The organism is Polaromonas sp. YR568, from assembly GCF_943372955.1.
GTDB lineage: Bacteria > Pseudomonadota > Gammaproteobacteria > Burkholderiales > Burkholderiaceae_C > Polaromonas.
The window spans coordinates 1066975-1086883 of record NZ_CALSAL010000001.1 but is presented as its reverse complement, the minus strand read 5'-3'; the positions used below and the strand labels follow the sequence as shown (position 1 = coordinate 1086883).

Sequence of the window (19909 nt, the reverse complement as noted above, 5' to 3'; positions counted from 1 at the left end):
AATGAAACCGGTAGGGGTGCCGGAATATGCGTATGCTCAAGGGTTTGTCGCAATTCCCTGCAGCAATTTCTTACTTCTATTTATCACCATGAAATCCAAAGCATTTCTCGAATCCGCAGACGTGAAAACCATCGTGGCCGCCGCCGAAGCGGAAGCCCTGAAGAACAACTGGGCGGTCACCATCGCCGTGGTGGACGACGGCGGCCACCTGCTGCACCTGCACCGCCTGGACGGCGCACCCGCCATTTCCGCGCATATCGCCCCGGCAAAAGCCCACACCGCAGCCATGGGCCGGCGTGAAAGCAAGATTTACGAAGACACCATCAACGGTGGCCGGACGTCCTTCCTCTCGGCACCGCTGCTCAGCGGCATGCTCGAAGGCGGTGTTCCCGTCATGAAGGATGGCCACTGCATCGGCGCCGTCGGCGTGAGCGGTGTGAAGTCGACCGAAGACGTGCAGATCGCGCGGGCCGGTCTGGCGGCCATCGGCCTCTGAGCGCCTCAGCGGGAGGCTACTGACGCGATCCGACGCTGTTGGTATTGGTTCCCCATGAAAAAAGCCGGCTTTCAGGCCGGCTTTTTCGTGGGCGGTGCAATCGCGTTGTGACGGGCTCACTTGGTCAGGATCAGCTTGCCCAGCCGCGTGGTTTGCAGGCGGTACAGCGCGCCGTTGTGGCTGATGTCCACCGCTTTTTGGCCTCGCAGGATGTCTGTGCTGTCCACAGCCGCCGGCGCCTGTCCAGGTGCCGGGCGGCCGTTCGGGGGCTGCACGGGGGCGTTGGCAGCTTGCGGGATCAGCAGTGAAGGGGCGAGGGACATGGGCATGGTTGATGGGAAGGTGTGTGACAGCAGATGTATTTTTGTACGGTTATTAAATGATAACCATTCGCATTTAAAAGTCAAGCAAACTGAAGCAAACGCGGTCAGTCAAGGGATTGCCGTCCTCAGGGAGCCGGTTCTGTGATGAAGCCGATTTTTCGCAGGCCCGCCCGCTGGGCCGCCGCCATGGCCTGGGCCACACGCTCGTAGCGCACCGCCTTGTCGCCGCGGATGTGCAGGTCGGGCTGCGGGTTTTGCGCTGCGGCGGCTTGCAGTCGGGCTGGCAGGGCGTCATCGGCCACCGGCGTGTCGTTGAGGAAGTAGCTGCCTGAGGCATCGACGCTCAGGCGCAGCGTGTCGGGCTGGATGTTTTGCGCCGCGCTGCTGGCGCGGGGCAGGTCAATGTTGACAGAGTCCTTCATCACCGGAATCGTGATGATGAAGATGATGAGCAGCACCAGCATGATGTCCACCATGGGTGTCATATTGATTTCGTTCATCACCTCGTCGGTGTCGTCCTGGGTGCCAAAGGCCATGGTGTGCTCCTGCGTGGCGCTTGAGGTCAGGCGGACTTGATGGGGACGATCTGGGCAGAACCCCCCGATCCACTGGATCCGTTTGAGCCCACGCGGGCGCCGGTCACGAAGTAGGCATGCAGATCATGCGCAAAGCGGCTGAGCTTTTGCAGCACGCCCTTGTTGCCGCGCACCAGCGCGTTGTAGCCCAGCACAGCAGGAATCGCCACTGCCAGGCCCAGTGCCGTCATGATCAGCGACTCGCCAATCGGCCCAGCGACCTTGTCGATGGTGGCCTGGCCTGCCGCGCCGATGGCGAGCAGCGCATGGTAGATGCCCCACACCGTACCGAACAAGCCGACGAAAGGCGCGGTGGAGCCCACCGAGGCGAGGATGGCCAGCCCGGACTGCAGCTTGCCGGTGAACTCGTCGATCACATTGCGCAGGGTGCGCGTGACCCAGTCGCTCACATCCAGCGTATCGTGCAACTGCGCCTTGGTCTGGCGATGGTGCAGCGTGGCCTCACGGCCCTGCTGGGCGAGTTGGCGAAAGGGGTTGGCGGGGTCATTGCCCAGTGCGGCCAGGCCGGCGGCAAAGTCTTCGCTGTGCCAGAAGGCCTCTGCGGCCTGGGACACCTTTTTGTAGCGCAGCAGGTCCAGCGTCTTGATGATGATGACCATCCAGGAGGCCAGCGACATCGCCAGCAGCAGCAGGGCCACGCCACGGGTGACCATGTCGCCCTGGCTCCAGACGTTGGCAAGGCCAAATTGTGAGTTCATGAATCGTTGCTCCAAAGTTCAAATATCGGTGTGGTTCAGTTCGGCGGGTGCTGGAAGGTGGCCCGCTCAGGGGCTGCTTCGCAGTTGCCAGCGGATCGGGACATTGAAGGCCATCGCCTCCGGCACGCCATTGCGTTTGCCCGGCACATAGCGCCAGCGCATCACGGTGTCGTAAGCGGCCTTGTCGAGCCGGGCGAAACCGCTGGAGCTGACCAGTTCGGCACGCTGCGCCCGGCCATCGGTGCCTATCCAGACCTTGTAGATCACGTTGCCCTGTTCGCCCAGCCGCTCGCTCAGGGGCGGGTAGGGGGGCTTGGGGTTTTGCAGGTAGTCGGCATCACTGGAAGGCAGTTGCACCACGGCCGCCGTGGCTGCGGCACTGGCACTGCCAGTGGTTGCAGCCGGTGGCGCCGTGACGGCAGGCGCTGCGGCGGTGCTGCCCGGATTGGATGGCTCCGCAGTGGCAGGAACGGGGGCAGGTGCTGGATCGGTGGCGGCCAGGGGCTGCGGCGACGTGGAGGGTCGGGCCACCGGGACGGCTGGCTTGCGTTTTTCCGTCACGGGTGCAGCCGGCGCGGCGGCGGGCTGTGGCGGCGCCGGGGTGGCCGCAGGCGGCGTCACCCATTGCCCGATCAGCGCCACCGGCACCACCCGCTCTGACGTGCGCATCAACAGACCGTTCTGCAGTGCCCACAGCACGCCGACATGCAGGCCGACCACCGCCAGCGCGATCGTGCCATTGCGCCCCACGGGCCATGTGCGGCCTGCGGGCGGTTGGGGTCGGTGCGAGGGAGCAGAGTTCATTGATGCAGGGGTCCATCGATCCATGGGTTCAAGGCGAGTGGGCTGCGTTCAGCGCTGCAGGATCCAGAATGTGGCGCCCACCACCAGCACCAGGCTCATCATCAGCGCGTCCATCAGCAGGCCGCCTGCAGGCGTTGCACGACGCGGCGGACGGCTTGGCTTCGGCCATTATCTTGCAGGGCGTGGTGGCGGGAAATGGGGCACGGGACAGGCATAGTCAGCTCCTTGGTGGGTAAAAAAGTGAAATGGCGTTGGTACCGGGGTGTCAGCATGCGGCTTACACCGTGGCCCACATCCGCAGCAGGTTGTGATAGCAGCCGGTGAGCCGGACCACTTCGGGGCTTTCGCCCGGCCCACTGGCAGTGTCTGCAGCGGCGGTCTGCAGTTCCTTGCGGCGCAGGGCCGTGATGGCCATGTCCATGTCGTAGAGCAGGCGGCGCTGGGCGTCGTGGCGCACCATGCTCTCGACCCAGAAAAAACAGGCCAGGCGCTCGCCGCGTGTCACCGGCTCCACCCGATGCACCGAGGTGCCGGGGTACATGACCAGGTCCCCCGCGTCGAACTTGATGCGCTGCTCGCCATAGGTGTCCTGCACCACCAGCTCGCCGCCGTCGTAGCTGGCCGGGTCGCTGAGGAACAGAGTGCACGAGATGTCGGTGCGCACATGCCGGGCCGTGGCGGCATGGGTGCGCACCGCGTTGTCGATGTGGTCGCCGAAATGATTGGCGGCCCCGCTGTAGCGGTTAAAGAGCGGCGGGTACACCGACCGGGGCAGCGCGCCGGTCACGAACATCGGGTGGCGGGCCAGCGCCACCGACACCAGATGCCGTGCCTGCTGCGCCGCCGGCAGGTCTTCCGGCACTTGCTGGTTGTTCTTCACCGCGCCGCTCTGGCTGCCTGCGGTGAGGCGGCCATCGGCCCAGTCGGCGCCGAGCACGAGCTCGCGCACTTGCGCCAGTTCGTCGGTGGTCAGGACCTGATGGATTCGCAGCAGCATGGTGGTGGTCTCAGAATCGGCTGGTGAGCGTCACGCGCACGCTGCGCTCGGGGCCGGGGGCGGCAAAGCCGCGGTAGAGCGTGTTGTAGTAGACCTTGTTGAACAGGTTGTCGATGTTCAGCTTCACCGTGTTGGCGGCATTGACGCGGTACTCGACCAGCGCGTCGGCTTTCACGTAACCCGGCGCACGGTTGGTGGAGGTCACGCTGTTGGCGGGTTTGTTCTGGCTGACGGCGGTGAAGCCGCCGCCAATTCGCCAGCGCTCGTCGATGCGCCAGGTGGTGAACAGCGTGGCTTGGCGGCTGGGGCTGAGGCCGGGGTTCTGGCCTACCTCGGCCTGCCCGGCCGCATTGGAGCCGGCCTGGTCAATCACTGCACGAAGAAAGCCAATGCCTGCAAACACATCCCAGCTGGGCGTGATGCGGCCAGCGACTTCAAACTCCAGCGCATCGGTGTGGCGTCGGCCGGACAGCAGGTAGGAGTTGTTGGCCGTGTCGATGTCGGTGTTGCGCTCGTTGTACTTGTCGGTGCGGGTGAGGGAGGTGCGCAGTGACAGGTCGCCTTCATACAGCTCCCACTTGGCGCCGATCTCGATGTTGCGGCTGCTCTCTGGTGGCGTGTTGGCCGATTGCGGATCGAACTGGTAGAGGTCGCCCGAGGTATTGAACGACGTTCCCCAGGCCACGTAGTAGCTGCTCTCGGTGTCGGGCTGGTACATCAGGCCCAGGCGCTTGCTGAGCAGTGTGTCGGAGCGCGACAGTGGGGTGTTGTTGGGCGCCGCATTGCCGCTGCGGTTGAAGTCACCGCGGAAGTTATCCAGCCGCACGCCAGCCACCAGTTTCCAGGTGGCGCTGAGGTCTATGGTGTCCTGCGCATACAGGCCCAGTGTGGCGGCGCGGAACTCGGTGGCCACGCGCTCCGTCAGGTTGCCGGCGACGCCAGCGCTGCTCGGGTTGCCGACGGTGGTGGACGGCTTGTTTGCCGCGAGGAAGGGGTAGGTGGAGCGGCTGGAGTTTTCAATCGCGTATTCGGCGCCCAGCAGGATCTGGTTGCGGCGGCCAAACCACTGCGTTTGTGTGAGGTAGTCGGTCTGCAAAAAGGTGTGGTGCTCATTGCCCGACTTGGCGTTGGTGCGGCGGTTGACGACGGTGTTCGCACTCAGGTTGGACGACGTGGTACCAGTGGCAAAGCTCGATTGGGTGGCCCACATGGCACGCGAGTAGTAACCATCGCGCAGCGTGGTCTTCAGACTGCTGCCGTCGGTCCAGCGGTGGGTGTGTGACAGCGTCAGCACGTCGGCGCTGTCGTTCTGGAAGTCCAAATCAAGGCCGTACCAGTATCGGTTGGTGGGCGACGGCGCGGGGCGGCCGTTGAGCCAGGCAAAGCCCCAATCCGGCTTGTCGTTGTAGTGCAGGTGGTAGTAGCTGATCTGGAACTCGTTGGCCGTGCCGATGCCGAAGCGATAGTCCAGCGCCAGCCCGCGGCGGTGGGTGGCTGCACCGGTGTTGTCGCCGCGGCCGTTGGCGTCTGTGGCCATGGCATTGAGCCGCAGGGCCGCGTTGTCTTCCAGCCGGAAATTGAAGTCGCCTTGGTAGCGCTGGTAGCCGTCAGTGCCGACGGTGGCATTGAGTTCGTGACCGGTCACCACGCCGGGCTGCTTGCTGACCTGGTTGATGATGCCGCCGGTGGAGCCGCGGCCAAACAGCATGGAAGCCGCGCCGCGCAGCACCTCGATGCGTTCGACGTTGAATGTGTCGCGGTTGTACTGGGCAATGTCGCGCATGCCGTCGAGGTAGATGTCGCCCGCCGCGCTGAAGCCGCGCAGACGGATGTTGTCGCCGACGCGGCCGCCTTCACCGGCCTCGAAGGTGATGCCCACCACGTTTTCCAGCGCGCTTTTCATGCTGTCCTTGCCCTGGTCGTGGATCAGCTTGTCGTTGACCACGGTGAGGGACTGAGGAATGTCCTTGGCGGGTACAGGCATCTTGCCCACGCTGGTGATGCCGCTCTGGTAGGTGGCACTGCGCCCTGCGGGCTCCTGTGTGCCGGTGATGGTGACTGGCGCGAGGGTTTTGCCTTCGAGCAGAGCGGCTTCATTACCGGTGGGCCCCACACCCTGCGCCCAATTGGAGGCAGACATGGCGAGCATCAGTGCGCCAAGCGGGAGTGGGTAGTGAATGGGGTGTTGAAGTGGATGTGCCGTCGGATGCGGCAGGGAATGTGTGTCGGAAGTGCGTGCAGAAATACGGGCAGCCATGTGAGCCATATGAACCATGTAGAACCATCTGGGCCGGGGTAGGCTTCCAGGCGGGCCGTTGCCAGTTGGCGAGGGCCCGGGTGATTGGGGAATGGCTTGGCTGGTTTGCGCTGACGCCGGTCGGGGTCAGGAGCGCAAGTGGGCTGGCTGCGAATGAATCAGGCTCAAGTATAACTCAAATGAGAATCATTCTCAAATAAGAATCAAAACAATGAAGGCTTTTTGAATCAGAGGCGCGAAGAAACGACAAAGCCCGCCGAAGCGGGCGTTGCAGTGCGGGGCGCAGGCTCGATCAGTGCGCCGCTGCCGCCGCCTTCTCTGCGGCCGTTGCACCTGCTGCTGGCGTGCGAATGAGGTAGTCAAACGCACCCAGCGCTGCCTTGGCACCATCGCCAGCGGCAATGATGATCTGCTTGAACGGCACCGTGGTCGCGTCGCCGGCAGCGAAAACACCTGGCACCGAGGTCTGGCCACGTGCATCCACAATGATCTCGCCGTGTTTGGACAGTTCAACCACGCCCTTGAGCCAGTCGGTGTTGGGCACCAGACCGATCTGGATGAACACGCCTTCGAGCGCCACGGTTTTCAACTCGCCGCTGGCGCGGTCCTTGTAAACCAGGCCAGTGACTTTCTGGTCGCCGGTGATCTCGGTGGTCTGCGCGTTGGTGATGACTTCGACGTTGGCCAGACTCATCAGCTTGCGCTGCAGCACCGCATCGGCGCGCAGGGCGGTGTCGAACTCGATCAGCGTCACATGGCCGACGATGCCAGCGAGGTCAATCGCCGCCTCGACGCCCGAGTTGCCGCCGCCAATCACCGCCACGCGCTTGCCCTTGAACAGCGGTCCGTCGCAGTGCGGGCAGTAGGCCACGCCCTTGTTCTTGAACTCATGCTCACCGGGCACGTTGATGTTGCGCCAGCGCGCGCCAGTGGAAATGATGACCGACTTGCTTTTCAGCGAAGCGCCGCTCTCCAGCTGGATCTCGATCAGGTCCTTGCCGTCGCCGCTGTTCGGCAGCAGGGCCTTGGCACGCTGCAGATTCATGATGTCCACGTCGTAGTTGCGCACATGCTCTTCCAGCGCGTGGGCAAACTTGGGGCCTTCGGTCTCCTTGATCGAGATGAAGTTCTCGATGCCCAGGGTGTCCAGCACCTGGCCGCCAAAGCGCTCCGACGCCACGCCAGTGCGGATGCCCTTACGTGCGGCATACACCGCTGCAGCTGCACCGGCCGGGCCACCGCCGACGATCAGCACGTCGAAGGGGTCCTTGGCATCAATCTTCTTGGCCTCGCGCTCGACGCCGCTGGTGTCGATCTTGGCGAGGATTTCTTCCAGGCTCATGCGGCCGTTGCCGAACATGGTGCCGTTGAGGAATACGGTGGGCACGCCCATGATCTCGCGCTCCTTCACCTCATCCTGGAAGGTGCCGCCTTCAATCATGGTGGTCTTGATGCGCGGGTTCTGCACCGCCATCAGGTTCAGCGCCTGAACCACGTCGGGGCAGTTGTGGCAGGTCAGCGAGACATACACCTCGAACTCAAGGTCGCGGTCCAGCGCCTTGATCTGCTCCAGCACTTCCTGCTCGACCTTGGGTGGGTAGCCGCCAATCTGCAGCAACGCCAGGATCAGCGAGGTGAACTCATGGCCCATCGGCAGACCGGCAAAACGCGGGCCGTGGTTTTCGCCGGGGCGGTTGATCGAGAACGAGGGTTTGCGGTGCGGGTCATCGCGGCTCTCGGTCAGCTTGACCAGTGGCGAGGAGTCGGCCACGTCCTTCAGCAGCGACAGCACTTCGCCCGAGGCATCGCTGTTGTCAAGCGAAGCCACGATCTCGATCGGCTGCGTCGCGCGCTCAAGATAGGATTTCAGTTGGGCTTTGGTGTCTGCGTCAAGCATGGCGAACTCGCTTTCGATGGCTGTATCGTGTCAAAAAGGAAAAATGAGGAACAAAAAAGCCCGGGGCACACCGAGGTGTGCATCGCCCGGGCTCCGGTCGCTGGGGCTTAGATCTTGCCGACGAGGTCGATCGACGGGGCAATCGTCTTGGCGCCTTCGTTCCACTTGGCAGGGCAGACCTGGCCTGGGTGAGCAGCGGTGTACTGGGCAGCTTTCAGCTTGCGCAGGGTTTCTTTCACGTCACGGGCGATTTCGTTCGAGTGAACTTCGGCCGTCTTGATCACGCCTTCAGGGTTGATCACGAAGGTGCCGCGCAGTGCCAAGCCTTCTTCGGGGATGTGCACACCGAAGGCGTTGGTCAGCACATGGGTGGGGTCGCCCACCAGCGGGAACTTGGCCTTGCCCACGGCGGGGGAGGTCTCGTGCCACACCTTGTGCGAGAAGTGCGTGTCGGTGGTCACGATGTAGACCTCGGCACCGGCCTTCTGGAACTCGGCGTAGTTGTCAGCAGCGTCTTCGACTTCGGTCGGGCAGTTGAAGGTAAAAGCTGCCGGCATGAAGATCAGGACCGACCACTTGCCCTTGAGCGACTCATTGGACACTTCGATGAACTTGCCATTGAGGTAAGCCTGGGTCTTGAAAGGCTGGACGGTGGTATTGATCAGGGACATTTGCAGGTTTCCTTTGTAGTGGTTGGTGTGAAAGATTGCGCAGCCATGAAGGATAAGGGCAGGCGACCCATCAATCCAATTAATTAAATGGATTCGACCCATCGGTTTTGGCTATCGGTGGTGTCTGCCCGGTGCGGCTGGTTGGCTGCCCCCGGCCGGTTTGAGAGGGTGAAGTCACACGGGAGAGGATGGCGGCAGGGGAGGCGGGTCAGTATTCCAGCCGCTCCGGCCGGATTTCCTGGAGGATGGTGGTGGCGATTTCCTCGATCGACTTGGTGGTGGTCGACAGCCAGCGGATGCCTTCGCGCCGCATCATCGCCTCGGCCTCGTGGATTTCATGGCGGCAGTTGGCCAGGCTGGCGTACACCGAGTTCGGGCGGCGTTCGTTGCGGATCTGGCTCAGCCGCTCGGGGGCAATCGTCAGGCCGAATATCTTCTTGCGATGCGGCACCAGCGCGGGCGGCAACTGCCGGCGCTCGAAGTCTTCCGGAATCAGCGGGTAGTTGGAGGTCTTGATGCCGTACTGCATCGCCAGATAGAGCGATGTCGGCGTCTTGCCGCTGCGGCTCACGCCCACCAGAATCACTTCCGAGCTCTGCAGGTCGCGGTTGCTCTGGCCGTCGTCATGGGCCAGCGAGAAATTGATGGCCTCAATGCGGTTGTCGTATTCCTGGCTTTTCGAGGCATCCGAAAACCGGCCTACCCGGTGGTTGGACTTGATGCCCAGTTCGCCCTCCAGCGGCGCAACGAACATGCCGAACATGTCGAGCAGCATGCCGTTGCACTGGCCCTTGATGACTGCGAGGATCTCCATGTTGACCAGCGTGGTGAACACAATGGGGCGCTTGCCCTCTGTTTCGGCCGTGTGGTTGATCTGCCGGACCGCCTGGTGCGCCTTGTCCACGCTGTCGATGAAGGGCAGTCGCACATGCCGCGGTTTGAACTCGAACTGCGCCAGGATGGCGTTGCCGAAGGTCTCTGCGGTGATGCCGGTGCCGTCAGAGATGTAGAACACGGTGCGATTGGACATGGTGGGTGGTCAGGCTGGTGAAAGGTATGGCAGCGGCTTGCAGTTCCCCGCAAAAGACCGGGCGCCTACAATGCAGGCAATTATCCCGTCTGTCACACCATGCCCCGCCACAACCCCCTAGAACCACAACAAGGTTGTTTGCCGCGCATCGTGAAATCCCCGGTTTTTAAACCTCCCGGAGTATTTTCATGTCCAAGCTTTTTGAGGCGACCGCCCTGGTCGTACCGTTTGAAAACCTGAGGATGACAGACGTCGAGGCCGTTGGCGGCAAGAACGCCAGCCTCGGCGAGATGATCTCGCAACTGCCCACCGGCCCCAAGGGCGTGCGGGTCCCCACGGGATTTGCCACCACCGCCCACGCCTTCCGCGTCTTCATGGCCCATGGCGGGCTGGACGACAAAATCAACGCACTGCTCGACGCGCTCGACACCGACGATGTGCGCGCACTCGCCGAGGCTGGCGCGAAAATCCGCGCGATGGTCGAAGCCCAGCCGTTCCCGGCTGATCTGGAAAAAGCCGTCCGCGATAGCTTCGCCGCGCTGAGCGCCGGCAACCCGCAGGCCAGCTATGCAGTGCGTTCGTCGGCCACCGCCGAAGACCTGCCAGATGCATCGTTTGCCGGGCAGCAGGAAACCTTTCTGAACGTCGTCGGCATTGAAGACGTGCTGCACAAGATGAAAGAGGTGTTCGCCTCGCTCTACAACGACCGCGCCATCAGCTACCGCGTGCACAAGGGCTTTGCCCATGCCAACGTGGCGCTGTCGGCCGGCATCCAGCGCATGGTGCGCAGCGATCTGGGCGCTGCCGGCGTGATGTTCACCATCGACACCGAAAGTGGCTTCGAAGACGTGGTGTTCATCACCTCCAGCTATGGCCTGGGTGAAACCGTGGTGCAGGGCGCTGTGAATCCCGACGAGTTCTATGTGCACAAGCCGATGCTGAAGGCCGGGAAGCGCGCAGTGATCCGTCGTAACCTGGGCAGCAAGCTGCTGCAGATGGAGTTCAGCACGCCGGAAGAGAAAAAAGCCACTGGCAAGCTCGTCAAGACCACCGATGTGCCCACCGAGCTGCGCAACCGCTTCTCGCTGACCGACGACGATGTGGAGCAGCTGGCCCGCTACGCCCTCATCATCGAAGGCCACTACGGTCGCCCGATGGACGTGGAATGGGGCAAGGACGGCACCGACGGCCAGCTCTACATCCTGCAGGCCCGCCCCGAGACGGTAAAGAGCCAGTCCAAGGGCCAGTCCGAGCAGCGCTACAAGCTCAAGGGCACCGGTACCGTGCTGGCCGAAGGCCGCGCCATCGGCCAGAAGATCGGAACCGGCCCGGTGCGCATCGTGCACGACATCAAGGACATGGACCAGGTCCAGCCCGGCGACGTGTTGGTGACCGACATGACCGACCCGAACTGGGAGCCGGTGATGAAGCGCGCCAGCGCCATCGTCACCAACCGCGGCGGTCGCACCTGCCACGCAGCCATCATCGCGCGCGAGCTGGGCATTCCGGCCGTGGTCGGCTGCGGGGACGCCACCGAGCACCTGAAAGACGGCATGCTGGTCACCGTGAGCTGCGCCGAGGGCGATACCGGCAACATTTACGACGGACTGCTGGAAACCGAAATCACCGACGTGCAGCGCGGCGAGATGCCGCCCATCGACATCAAGATCATGATGAACGTGGGCAACCCGCAGCTGGCCTTTGACTTCTGCCAGATTCCCAATCAGGGCGTGGGCCTGGCCCGGCTGGAGTTCATCATCAACAACAACATCGGCGTGCACCCCAAGGCCATCCTCGACTACCCGAATGTCGATGCCGATCTGAAAAAAGCGGTGGAAAGCGTGGCCCGCGGCCATGCCTCGCCGCGTGCCTTCTATGTCGACAAGGTGGCCGAAGGCATCGCCACCATCGGCGCCGCGTTCTGGCCCAAGTCGGTGATCGTCCGCCTGTCGGACTTCAAGTCGAACGAATACCGCAAGCTGATTGGCGGCTCCCGCTACGAGCCGGAAGAAGAGAACCCGATGCTGGGCTTCCGCGGCGCTGCACGCTACCTCAGCCCTGACTTTGCCGAGGCCTTCGCGATGGAGTGCGAGGCGGTCAAGCGCGTGCGCAACGACATGGGCCTGACCAATGTCGAGGTGATGGTGCCGTTTGTGCGCACGCTGGGCCAGGCCAAGGCGGTGACCGAGCTGCTCGCGCAGCACGGCCTCAAGCGTGGCCAGGACGGCCTGCGCATCATCATGATGTGCGAGATCCCGAGCAACGCGGTGCTGGCCGACCAGTTCCTTGAATACTTCGATGGCTTCTCGATTGGCTCCAACGACCTGACCCAGCTCACGCTCGGACTGGACCGCGACTCGGGCCTGGAGATTTTGTCGAAAGACTTCGACGAGCGTGATCCGGCCGTGAAGGCACTGCTGAGCATGGCCATCAGCGCCTGCAAGCGCCAGGGCAAGTACGTGGGTATCTGCGGTCAGGGTCCCAGCGACCACCCCGACTTTGCCCAGTGGCTGAAAGAGCAGGGCATCGGCTCGATTTCGCTGAACCCCGACACGGTGATCGACACCTGGAAGCAGCTCGCTAACTGAGTCGTGTACTGAGCGATCTGCAGCCGACCAGCCGCGACGCAGCCTGGTCGGTCACCAAGGGAAAACCCCGGGGGCATTGCCCTCCGGCGGTAAGCCAGTGGCAAGCCCGCTGATGACAATCAAAGGCTTCTTTGGTCATGCAGCGTCTTGTAGCGCTGCGCTGGACACCTCCCATGATCGCTGCGGCAGCCACCGTCAAACTGATTGCTGAACGCGCCTCGCCAGCGATGTCTGCCCGGCGCCCGCCGCAGTGGCCGGGTCGCGGGCGCGATCTGACTGGCGGGGACCGCTGACGTGAGCGGATTCTTCGGCTCCCGCGACGGTGCCCAGCTGTCCACCCAGCAGTTCAAGTCAGAACTCAACCGGGTGTACCGCTGGTATGCCTTCGGTCTGGTGGTGTTCGTGCTGATACTCGCCGCTGCAGAGGGCCTTGGCCTGCCCCGCCTGTGGATAGGCGCCGCCTTTTTGCTGACCACCATTGGTCTTTATGCCGGCATCGGCCTGATGAGCCGCACCACCGATGCGGCAGAGTATTACGTGGCGGGGCGCCGTGTGCCGGCCGTCTACAACGGCATGGCCACCGGCGCCGACTGGATGTCCGCCGCGTCGTTTCTCGGGCTGGCAGGCACGCTCTACCTCACCGGCTACAACGGACTGGCCTTCATCATGGGCTGGACGGGCGGCTACTGCCTGGTGGCGCTGGTGCTGGCGCCCTATCTGCGCAAGTTCGGCCAGTTCACTATTCCCGACTTTCTGGGTGAGCGTTACGGCGGGCGCCTGCCACGGCTGATTGGCGTCGGCGCCGCCATCCTGTGCTCGTTCACCTATCTGGTGGCGCAGATCTACGGCGTGGGCCTCATCACCTCCTACCTGACCGGCATTGCTTTCGAGCTGGGTATTTTTCTCGGGCTGGGCGGCATTCTGGTGTGTTCTTTCCTGGGCGGTATGCGGGCGGTGACGTGGACGCAGGTGGCCCAGTACATCATTCTTGTGGCGGCGTACATGATTCCGGTGGTGTGGCTGTCGGTCAAACAGACCGGCGTGCCCTTGCCTCAGCTGGTGTATGGCCTGCAGCTGGAAAAGGTGACGGCCAAGGAAAAAGAGCTGGCGGTCGATCCGGGTGAACTGCAGGTGCGTGAGCTTTTCAAGCAGCGCGCAGAGGCCCTGAGCGAGAAACTGCGCCGTCCCGCGGAAGCACTGGCTGAAGACAGGGCTGCCGCCAGCGGCCTGCTGGAGGCGCTGAAAGCAAGCAATGCTGGCGTTCTGGATGTGTCTTCTGCCGCGCGCGCCCTGGGCGCGATGCCCAAGAACGAAGCGGGCGCCATCGAGAGCTGGACGGCTGCGCGTACCGTGGCTGAAACCAAGAGCCAGCCGCTCAACGGCATGCCGCCGCACGCCTCACAGTTTGCGGGTGACCCCGACGGCACACCCCAGCAGAAGGCGCAGTTCGAGACGTCGCGGCGCAATTTTCTGGCCCTGATGTTCTGCCTGATGGTGGGCACGGCCGCGCTGCCGCACATCCTGATGCGCTACTACACCGTGCCCAGCGTGAAGGAGGCGCGGCAGTCGGTGACCTGGTCGCTGTTCTGCATCTTCCTGCTGTACTTCACCGCCCCTGCGCTGGCAGTGCTTGTGAAATACGAAATCTTCAATTCGGTGGTGGGCCTGCGCTTTGACCAGCTGCCGGCCTGGGTGAGCTACTGGAGCCGTATTGAACCTTCCCTGCTGTCGATCACCGACATCAACAGCGACCGGATTCTCCAGCTCAACGAAATGACGATTGGCGGTGACATCATCGTGCTGCTCACGCCCGAGCTGGCCGGCCTGCCGTATGTGGTGTCAGGGCTGGTGGCGGCGGGTGGCCTGGCCGCCGCGCTGTCGACCGCCGATGGCCTGCTGCTGACGATTGCCAACGCGCTGGGCCACGACCTCTATTACAAGATGATCGACCCGAACGCCTCGACGGTCAGCCGCGTCACGGTGTCCAAAATCTTGCTGCTGATCGTGGCCTTGCTAGCGGCCTATGTGGCGGCGCAAAAGCCGGCGGACATCCTGTTTCTGGTGTCGGCGGCGTTTTCTTTTGCGGCGGCCTCGTTCTTCCCGGCGCTCAGTCTGGGTATTTTCTGGAAACGCGCCACCGGCACGGCGGCGGTTTTGGGCATGACCGCCGGGCTCGCAGTGACTACTTATTACATGTTCACCACCCAGCCCTGGCTGCGGGAGCTGTTGGGCATCACCTCACCGGTGCGCCTGTGGTGGGGCATAGAGCCCATTTCCGCCGGGCTGTTTGGCGTTCCGGTCGGTTTCGCGGTGATGATCCTGGTCAGCCTGGTGACCAAACCCCCCAGCGAGAAGGTGCAGGACCTGGTCGAGTACATCCGTTACCCTGATCTAAAACAGCTCTAAAAACCCTGCGACCCGCGCAGTGGATTTCCTGACCAGCAGGAGCCGCGGAACTGGCTTCGCCAGGCCGCAGGCGGAGCGGCCCCCTTGGGGGGCAGGGCGCTACACGCAGTGAGCAACTGTGGGGGTGTTATACTCATGGGCTTCGCCTTGCTGCACCCAATACCTTCACAGGTTCGACGCTGGGGCAGCTTTATCAACCACAAGGAGAGTCTATGCGTCACTACGAGATCGTCTTGCTGATCCACCCGGATCAAAGCGAGCAAGTCCCAGCCATGCTGGAACGTTACAAGGGCATGATCACCGCTGGCGGTGGCAAAGTGCACCGTGTTGAAGACTGGGGCCGCCGTCAACTGGTGTACCTGATCCAGAAACTGGCCAAAGCCCACTACCTGTGCATCAACATCGAAGCCAGCCAGGCTGTGATGGAAGAAATTGAACACGCGTTCAAATTCAACGATGCCGTGCTGCGTCACCTGACCGTCGTCAAGAAGAAAGCCGAAACCGGCCCTTCGCTGATGATGCGCAACGTCGAGCGCGAAGAAGCGCGCAAGACCCAGCAAGCCGAGTACGCAGGCAACTGATCATTCATTGAACCAGGTCAGACTGACCGCGTGCATCGCCGAGGCAAGTCCTCTTCGCTACACGCCAGCCGGCATCCCGGCCCTCAACCTTGTACTCGAACACGAGTCCGAAGTTGTCGAGGCAGGGGTCACCAGGCAGGTCAAGTTGACAGTCAGGGCAGTAGCCTTCGGATCGCTGGCAGAAACCACCGGCCGGCTCGAATTAGGCAAGCCCCATCTGTTCACCGGGTTCATGATCAACGCACGTACCAGCAAAAGCATTGTTTTACACATTCAATCTGTAAACCCGATCACCCCGATTTAAGGAGTCCATCATGCCCGGACCAAAACGTTTCAACAAAGACAAGCGCCCCAAGCGCAACACACAATCCCTGCTGTTCAAGCGCAAGCGCTTTTGCCGCTTCACCGCTGCCGGCGTCGAAGAAATTGACTACAAGGACATCGACACCCTGCGCGACTTCGTCGCCGAAAACGGCAAGATCATCCCCGCACGCCTGACCGGCACGCGCGCGATCTTCCAGCGCCAGATCAACACCGCCGTCAAGCGCGCACGCTTCCTGGCGATGCTGCCGTACAGCGACCAACACCGTACCCTGTAAGGAGCACGACCATGCAAATCATTCTGCTCGACAAAGTCGTGAACCTCGGTAACCTGGGCGAAGTCGTCAAGGTCAAAGACGGCTACGCACGCAACTTCCTGATCCCCTCCGGCCGCGCCCGTCGCGCCACCGCAGCGGCCATCAAGGAATTTGAAGTCAAGCGCGCCGAGCTCGAAAAAGCCGCCGCTGCCAAGCTCGCTGAAATGCAGGCGCTGGGCGAAAAGCTGGGCGGTACCACCGTCAAGCTGACCCAGAAAGCCGGTGTGGACGGCCGCCTGTTCGGCTCCGTCACCAACTTCGACATCGCAGGTGAGTTGACCAAACAGGGCTTTGCCGTTGCCAAGTCGCAGATCCGCATGCCGAACGGCCCGCTGAAGGTCGTGGGCGACCACGCTGTGAGCGTGGCACTGCACACCGACGTGACGGTAGACATTACCGTGACGGTGTACGGCGAAACCGCCTAAGTCTTCACGACACTTGAAAAGGCCGCTCGCTGAGCGGCTTTTTTATTTTCGGTACACAACTTTTACACAGTTGTCCCTGCCTTCATCCACTGGGTTGCCCCCAGATTTATCCACAGCCTGTTGCACCACCCGAGTGACTGTGCACCGCTGAGGCGCTAGCATGTAGAGCTATCAAGGTTTCCCAATGTCCGCCGTACTTTCCGCCTACAACGACCCCGGCTACAGCGCCGACCCGCAGATCGCGCAGCTGCGCATTCCGCCGCACTCCATCGAGGGCGAGTCCAGTGTGCTCGGTGGCCTGCTGCTCGACAACGGCGCGTGGGACCGCGTGGGCGATCTGCTCACCGACCAGGACTTCTATCGCCGCGAGCACCAGCTCATTTATGCGGCAGTGGGCGCGCTCATCAACGCCTCCAAGCCGGCCGACATCATCACGGTGTATGAGCACCTGCAGAACCAGGGCAAGGCCGATGAAATCGGCGGCCTGAGCTACCTCAACGCGCTGGCCCAGTACGTGCCCAGCGCCAGCAACGTGCGCCGCTACGCCGAGATCGTGCGCGAGCGCTCCATCCTGCGCAAGCTGGTCTCTGCCAGCGACGAGATCGCCACCAACGCCTTCAACCCGCAGGGCAAGGCGGTCGCCACGATTCTGGACGAGGCCGAACAAAAAATCTTCAACATCGGCGAGCAGGGCTCGCGCATGAAGCAGGGCTTCCAGAGCATGGACACCCTGGTCGTGAGTCTGCTCGACCGCGTGACCGAGATGTCGGAGAACCCGCAGGACGTCACTGGCGTGCCCACCGGCTTCTACGATCTGGACCGTATGACGTCCGGCTTTCAGGCCGGTGATCTGGTCATTCTGGCGGCAAGGCCCTCGATGGGGAAGACCGCGCTCGCCATCAACATCGCCGAGCATGTGGCACTCAACGAAGGCCTGCCCGTGGCGGTATTCTCGATGGAGATGGGTGCGTCGCAACTAGCCGTACGTATCGTCGGCTCCATCGGCCGCATCGACCAGACCCATCTGCGTACCGGCGCGCTGACTGATGAAGAATGGCCGCGCCTGACCGAGGCCATCGAGAAGCTGCGCAACATCTCGCTGCACATCGACGAGACTGCAGGCCTCACGGTCAGCGAGCTGCGCGCCAACGCCCGCCGGCTGGCCCGGCAGTGCGGCAAGCTGGGCCTGATCGTGGTGGACTACCTGCAGCTGATGAGCGTGTCCAGCAGCATGAGCGAAGAAAACCGCGCCACTGCGGTGGGCGAGATTTCACGCGGCCTCAAGATGCTGGCCAAGGAACTGCAGTGCCCAGTGATTGCGCTGTCGCAGCTCAGCCGGGGCGTGGAGTCGCGCACCGACAAGCGCCCGATGATGAGCGACCTGCGCGAGTCCGGCGCCATCGAGCAGGACGCCGACATCATCATGTTCATCTACCGCGATGAGTACTACACCAAGGAGGCCTGCAAGGAGCCTGGTGTGGCCGAGGTCATCATCAGCAAGCAGCGTAACGGTCCCACGGGCACGGTCAAACTCGCCTTCATCAACCGCATCACCAAGTTCGAGAGCCTCGCGCACAGCAGCGGGGATTTCTGAGCGGGCGCGGGGCGATCCCCCGTCGTGAGAATTTCGTCGCTGGGTGCTTTAGCGCACGCAGTCAAACCCATACTGCCCCTCTGCGGGCCGGGTGGTCAGCCTCGCGTGCAGGCCACGCTTGAGGCATTCGGTCTCTGCAATGTCCTGTGCCTCGCCCAGCTTCGAGGGGCGGGCTTTCACGACGATCAATTTGTCGTTGACGCTCACCAGTTCGGCGGCGCAGCCGGTCATCGTCATCACGCAAGCCAGCAGCAACAGGTATTTCATGGCAGTCCTCGGGTTGTAGGGGTGGTTCGTGTTGGCGTCGATGATAAGTGAGCGGTCGTGCATCTTGCCGTGGCTCAGTCAAGCCACTAACCCAAGCCCAGCGCATGGAACACCCGCAGCGCTGCATAAGCATCGTTGGCCGCGTAAACAATCTGGGCCTCGGTCAGTTGTCGGTTGGCCCAGTTGGAGGTCGCGGCTTTCTTGGACTTGATGAAGCGCTTGTTGAACAGCACCGCCACCGCACCACGCACGCCCATGTCCTTGCGGTAGCCGCGCTCGCGGAACACGGTGTTCAACTCCAGCACGCCCTGCAGGTCCACGCCCAGCTTGTGGATGATGCGGCGCCGGTCATCACCCAGGCCAAAGCCGGCCTTGGTGATGGCAGGCGACTCCAGCAAGTGCGCTACGGCGCGGCGGCAATCTTCGTCTTCGAGCTGGAAAATCCAGACCTTGTGCAGCGTCGAGAGTTGCACGATGTGCGGGCCCTCTGACTGTTCATTCACGGCAAACGTGGGCTTGGACTCGGTGTCAAAACCCAGCACGGTGGCGCCCTGGAGGGCCTTCAGGGCGCTGGCGGCCTGTGCGGGAGTATTGACCACCTCGATCTGGTCCAGACCCAGGCGGTCAAAAGGCTCCAGCAGGGCGATCTCGTCTTTGCTGGGGGTGGGGTGGCGCTCGGTCATGGGCGGTGGTCTCGGTCAGGGTGATTGGCACAGGGTGATTCGGTCGGGTCGCCCCAGAGCTTACAGTCAGGCACTGGTTCTTGCGCACACCGATCACAGCACCTGACTATTGAAAGCAAACCGATGGCAGCCCAGGGCATCACCAACGACGAATACAAGCTCTTCCCCTCGCCACGGAACCGGCACCGAACGATCTTCCTCTACCGCGTCTTCCTGCCGCACCCCTACATGCTGATCGACATGGAAAGCTATGGCCTCAAAGGCAAATACAGCCTGTTCGGGGCCTGCCGGCTGGCCGACATGAAGATGGGTCAACTGGTCACGCTGGAGCTGCCCGAGGACGAGGTGACCTTCAACGCGCGCTTCATTCCAGACTGATTGCCGGACTGAGGGCCCGGCCGAGCACTTTTCACCTTACTAAAATTCCGGAATTTCATCGATCCCATGACCCTGCCTGACACCACGCCCACCGCGCTGCGGATTTGCCGCGCCGACTACAGCAACCCCGTGCATGCCGCCGCCGTCGTGATGCTGCTCGACGCCTATGCACAAGACCCGGCCGGTGGTGGCGAAGGGCTGAGCGATTTCGCCAAATCGCGGCTGGTGCCCGAACTGGTGGCGAGGCCCCATGCCTTCAGCGTGCTGGCGTTCGATGGCGAGCAGCCGGTCGGGCTGATCAATTGCATTGAAGGCTTTTCCACCTTTGCCTGCAAGCCGCTGGTGAATGTGCACGATGTGGCGGTGCTGCCGGGGCATCGCGGTCAGCGCGTCGGCGAGAAGATGCTGGCGCTGGCTGAGGCGATTGCGCGGGAGCGCGGCGCCTGCAAGATGACGCTGGAGGTGTTGCAAGGCAACCAGAGCGCGATCCGGCTGTATGAACGCATTGGCTTTGCTGCTTATCAGCTGGACCCGGCGATGGGGCAGGCGCAGTTTTTCCAGAAGTGGCTGAGCTGAGCCG

At 62.7% G+C, this 19909-nt stretch carries 22 protein-coding genes; 11 read left to right on the top strand and 11 right to left on the bottom strand.

Going from position 1 to position 19909, the window contains the following annotated elements:
- Nucleotides 1-88 precede the first annotated feature (88 nt).
- Nucleotides 89-496 (top strand): heme-binding protein, encoded by a 408-nt coding sequence (locus tag AAG793_RS05160; RefSeq protein WP_341904956.1) that lies wholly within the window; start codon nt 89-91, stop codon nt 494-496.
- A 116-nt stretch (nt 497-612) separates the two neighbouring features.
- Here AAG793_RS05160 and AAG793_RS05155 read toward each other — a convergent pair whose 3' ends face one another.
- The 9 genes from AAG793_RS05155 to AAG793_RS05115 all read right to left on the bottom strand — a co-directional run bounded on the left by AAG793_RS05155 (nt 613) and on the right by AAG793_RS05115 (nt 9769).
- Nucleotides 613-819 carry a hemin uptake protein HemP gene (locus AAG793_RS05155; RefSeq protein WP_341905427.1) on the bottom strand — a complete coding sequence of 69 codons (207 nt, stop codon included), beginning with the start codon at nt 817-819 and terminating at the stop codon, nt 613-615.
- A 125-nt stretch (nt 820-944) separates the two neighbouring features.
- Entirely contained in the window at nt 945-1355 is a 411-nt protein-coding gene (locus AAG793_RS05150) for a biopolymer transporter ExbD (protein ID WP_341904954.1), read from the bottom strand.
- A gap of 26 nt (nt 1356-1381) precedes the next feature.
- Nucleotides 1382-2113 carry a MotA/TolQ/ExbB proton channel family protein gene (locus AAG793_RS05145; protein ID WP_341904952.1) on the bottom strand — a complete coding sequence of 244 codons (732 nt, stop codon included), beginning with the start codon at nt 2111-2113 and terminating at the stop codon, nt 1382-1384.
- 66 nt (nt 2114-2179) lie between these two features.
- Nucleotides 2180-2917 (bottom strand): energy transducer TonB, encoded by a 738-nt coding sequence (locus AAG793_RS05140; protein ID WP_341904949.1) that lies wholly within the window; start codon nt 2915-2917, stop codon nt 2180-2182.
- Between the two features lie 277 nt (nt 2918-3194).
- Nucleotides 3195-3914, bottom strand: coding sequence for a Fe2+-dependent dioxygenase (locus AAG793_RS05135; RefSeq protein ID WP_341904946.1), 720 nt, complete (start codon nt 3912-3914; stop codon nt 3195-3197).
- A gap of 10 nt (nt 3915-3924) precedes the next feature.
- Nucleotides 3925-6054, bottom strand: coding sequence for a TonB-dependent siderophore receptor (locus AAG793_RS05130; RefSeq protein ID WP_341904943.1), 2130 nt, complete (start codon nt 6052-6054; stop codon nt 3925-3927).
- Nucleotides 6055-6463: 409 nt separating this feature from the next.
- The gene (gene ahpF, locus AAG793_RS05125) at nt 6464-8068 is read right to left on the bottom strand and encodes an alkyl hydroperoxide reductase subunit F (RefSeq protein ID WP_341904941.1); all 1605 of its coding nucleotides are present in this window, start codon (nt 8066-8068) and stop codon (nt 6464-6466) included.
- 107 nt (nt 8069-8175) lie between these two features.
- A complete protein-coding gene (ahpC, locus tag AAG793_RS05120) occupies nt 8176-8739 on the bottom strand; it encodes an alkyl hydroperoxide reductase subunit C (RefSeq protein ID WP_341904938.1) in 564 nt (187 codons plus the stop codon).
- Nucleotides 8740-8947: 208 nt separating this feature from the next.
- A complete protein-coding gene (locus AAG793_RS05115; RefSeq protein WP_341904935.1) occupies nt 8948-9769 on the bottom strand; it encodes a pyruvate, water dikinase regulatory protein in 822 nt (273 codons plus the stop codon).
- A gap of 188 nt (nt 9770-9957) precedes the next feature.
- Here AAG793_RS05115 and ppsA point away from each other — a divergent pair, with 188 nt between their 5' ends.
- The 8 genes from ppsA to dnaB all read left to right on the top strand — a co-directional run bounded on the left by ppsA (nt 9958) and on the right by dnaB (nt 18001).
- Nucleotides 9958-12357 carry a phosphoenolpyruvate synthase gene (ppsA, locus tag AAG793_RS05110; RefSeq protein WP_341904932.1) on the top strand — a complete coding sequence of 800 codons (2400 nt, stop codon included), beginning with the start codon at nt 9958-9960 and terminating at the stop codon, nt 12355-12357.
- Between the two features lie 137 nt (nt 12358-12494).
- Nucleotides 12495-12650: a hypothetical protein gene (locus AAG793_RS05105; protein WP_341904929.1), complete on the top strand. Its 156-nt coding sequence runs from the start codon at nt 12495-12497 to the stop codon at nt 12648-12650.
- 1 nt (nt 12651) lies between these two features.
- The gene (locus AAG793_RS05100; RefSeq protein ID WP_341904926.1) at nt 12652-14763 is read left to right on the top strand and encodes a sodium:solute symporter family protein; all 2112 of its coding nucleotides are present in this window, start codon (nt 12652-12654) and stop codon (nt 14761-14763) included.
- A 212-nt stretch (nt 14764-14975) separates the two neighbouring features.
- The gene (gene rpsF / locus AAG793_RS05095) at nt 14976-15344 is read left to right on the top strand and encodes a 30S ribosomal protein S6 (RefSeq protein ID WP_341904923.1); all 369 of its coding nucleotides are present in this window, start codon (nt 14976-14978) and stop codon (nt 15342-15344) included.
- Nucleotides 15345-15351: 7 nt separating this feature from the next.
- On the top strand, nt 15352-15648 hold the full coding sequence (gene priB / locus AAG793_RS05090; RefSeq protein ID WP_341904921.1) for a primosomal replication protein N: 297 nt from the start codon (nt 15352-15354) through the stop codon (nt 15646-15648).
- Nucleotides 15649-15658: 10 nt separating this feature from the next.
- The gene (gene rpsR, locus AAG793_RS05085) at nt 15659-15943 is read left to right on the top strand and encodes a 30S ribosomal protein S18 (protein ID WP_341904919.1); all 285 of its coding nucleotides are present in this window, start codon (nt 15659-15661) and stop codon (nt 15941-15943) included.
- A gap of 11 nt (nt 15944-15954) precedes the next feature.
- A complete protein-coding gene (gene rplI, locus AAG793_RS05080; protein ID WP_341904915.1) occupies nt 15955-16407 on the top strand; it encodes a 50S ribosomal protein L9 in 453 nt (150 codons plus the stop codon).
- A 184-nt stretch (nt 16408-16591) separates the two neighbouring features.
- Nucleotides 16592-18001: a replicative DNA helicase gene (dnaB, locus tag AAG793_RS05075; protein ID WP_341904912.1), complete on the top strand. Its 1410-nt coding sequence runs from the start codon at nt 16592-16594 to the stop codon at nt 17999-18001.
- Between the two features lie 48 nt (nt 18002-18049).
- On the opposite strand, the gene AAG793_RS05070 is transcribed toward dnaB, so the two are convergent.
- A complete protein-coding gene (locus AAG793_RS05070) occupies nt 18050-18268 on the bottom strand; it encodes a hypothetical protein (protein ID WP_341904910.1) in 219 nt (72 codons plus the stop codon).
- A gap of 86 nt (nt 18269-18354) precedes the next feature.
- On the bottom strand, nt 18355-18951 hold the full coding sequence (locus AAG793_RS05065) for a 3'-5' exonuclease (RefSeq protein WP_341904906.1): 597 nt from the start codon (nt 18949-18951) through the stop codon (nt 18355-18357).
- Nucleotides 18952-19074: 123 nt separating this feature from the next.
- Here AAG793_RS05065 and AAG793_RS05060 point away from each other — a divergent pair, with 123 nt between their 5' ends.
- Entirely contained in the window at nt 19075-19329 is a 255-nt protein-coding gene (locus AAG793_RS05060) for a hypothetical protein (RefSeq protein WP_341904903.1), read from the top strand.
- 66 nt (nt 19330-19395) lie between these two features.
- Complete coding sequence (locus AAG793_RS05055; RefSeq protein ID WP_341904899.1) at nt 19396-19905, top strand: GNAT family N-acetyltransferase; 510 nt, start codon at nt 19396-19398, stop codon at nt 19903-19905.
- Nucleotides 19906-19909 lie beyond the last annotated feature (4 nt).

Excerpts from the sequence above, each read along its gene's own strand:
- AAG793_RS05160 (WP_341904956.1), top strand. The coding sequence starts at position 89 with ATGAAATCCAAAGCATTTCTCGAATCCGCAGACGTGAAAACCATCGTG.
- AAG793_RS05155 (WP_341905427.1), bottom strand. The coding sequence starts at position 819 with ATGTCCCTCGCCCCTTCACTGCTGATCCCGCAAGCTGCCAACGCCCCC.
- AAG793_RS05150 (WP_341904954.1), bottom strand. The coding sequence starts at position 1,355 with ATGGCCTTTGGCACCCAGGACGACACCGACGAGGTGATGAACGAAATC.
- AAG793_RS05145 (WP_341904952.1), bottom strand. The coding sequence starts at position 2,113 with ATGAACTCACAATTTGGCCTTGCCAACGTCTGGAGCCAGGGCGACATG.
- AAG793_RS05140 (WP_341904949.1), bottom strand. The coding sequence starts at position 2,917 with ATGAACTCTGCTCCCTCGCACCGACCCCAACCGCCCGCAGGCCGCACA.
- AAG793_RS05135 (WP_341904946.1), bottom strand. The coding sequence starts at position 3,914 with ATGCTGCTGCGAATCCATCAGGTCCTGACCACCGACGAACTGGCGCAA.
- AAG793_RS05130 (WP_341904943.1), bottom strand. The coding sequence starts at position 6,054 with ATGTCTGCCTCCAATTGGGCGCAGGGTGTGGGGCCCACCGGTAATGAA.
- ahpF (WP_341904941.1), bottom strand. The coding sequence starts at position 8,068 with ATGCTTGACGCAGACACCAAAGCCCAACTGAAATCCTATCTTGAGCGC.
- ahpC (WP_341904938.1), bottom strand. The coding sequence starts at position 8,739 with ATGTCCCTGATCAATACCACCGTCCAGCCTTTCAAGACCCAGGCTTAC.
- AAG793_RS05115 (WP_341904935.1), bottom strand. The coding sequence starts at position 9,769 with ATGTCCAATCGCACCGTGTTCTACATCTCTGACGGCACCGGCATCACC.
- ppsA (WP_341904932.1), top strand. The coding sequence starts at position 9,958 with ATGTCCAAGCTTTTTGAGGCGACCGCCCTGGTCGTACCGTTTGAAAAC.
- AAG793_RS05105 (WP_341904929.1), top strand. The coding sequence starts at position 12,495 with ATGCAGCGTCTTGTAGCGCTGCGCTGGACACCTCCCATGATCGCTGCG.
- rpsF (WP_341904923.1), top strand. The coding sequence starts at position 14,976 with ATGCGTCACTACGAGATCGTCTTGCTGATCCACCCGGATCAAAGCGAG.
- rpsR (WP_341904919.1), top strand. The coding sequence starts at position 15,659 with ATGCCCGGACCAAAACGTTTCAACAAAGACAAGCGCCCCAAGCGCAAC.
- rplI (WP_341904915.1), top strand. The coding sequence starts at position 15,955 with ATGCAAATCATTCTGCTCGACAAAGTCGTGAACCTCGGTAACCTGGGC.
- dnaB (WP_341904912.1), top strand. The coding sequence starts at position 16,592 with ATGTCCGCCGTACTTTCCGCCTACAACGACCCCGGCTACAGCGCCGAC.
- AAG793_RS05070 (WP_341904910.1), bottom strand. The coding sequence starts at position 18,268 with ATGAAATACCTGTTGCTGCTGGCTTGCGTGATGACGATGACCGGCTGC.
- AAG793_RS05065 (WP_341904906.1), bottom strand. The coding sequence starts at position 18,951 with ATGACCGAGCGCCACCCCACCCCCAGCAAAGACGAGATCGCCCTGCTG.
- AAG793_RS05060 (WP_341904903.1), top strand. The coding sequence starts at position 19,075 with ATGGCAGCCCAGGGCATCACCAACGACGAATACAAGCTCTTCCCCTCG.
- AAG793_RS05055 (WP_341904899.1), top strand. The coding sequence starts at position 19,396 with ATGACCCTGCCTGACACCACGCCCACCGCGCTGCGGATTTGCCGCGCC.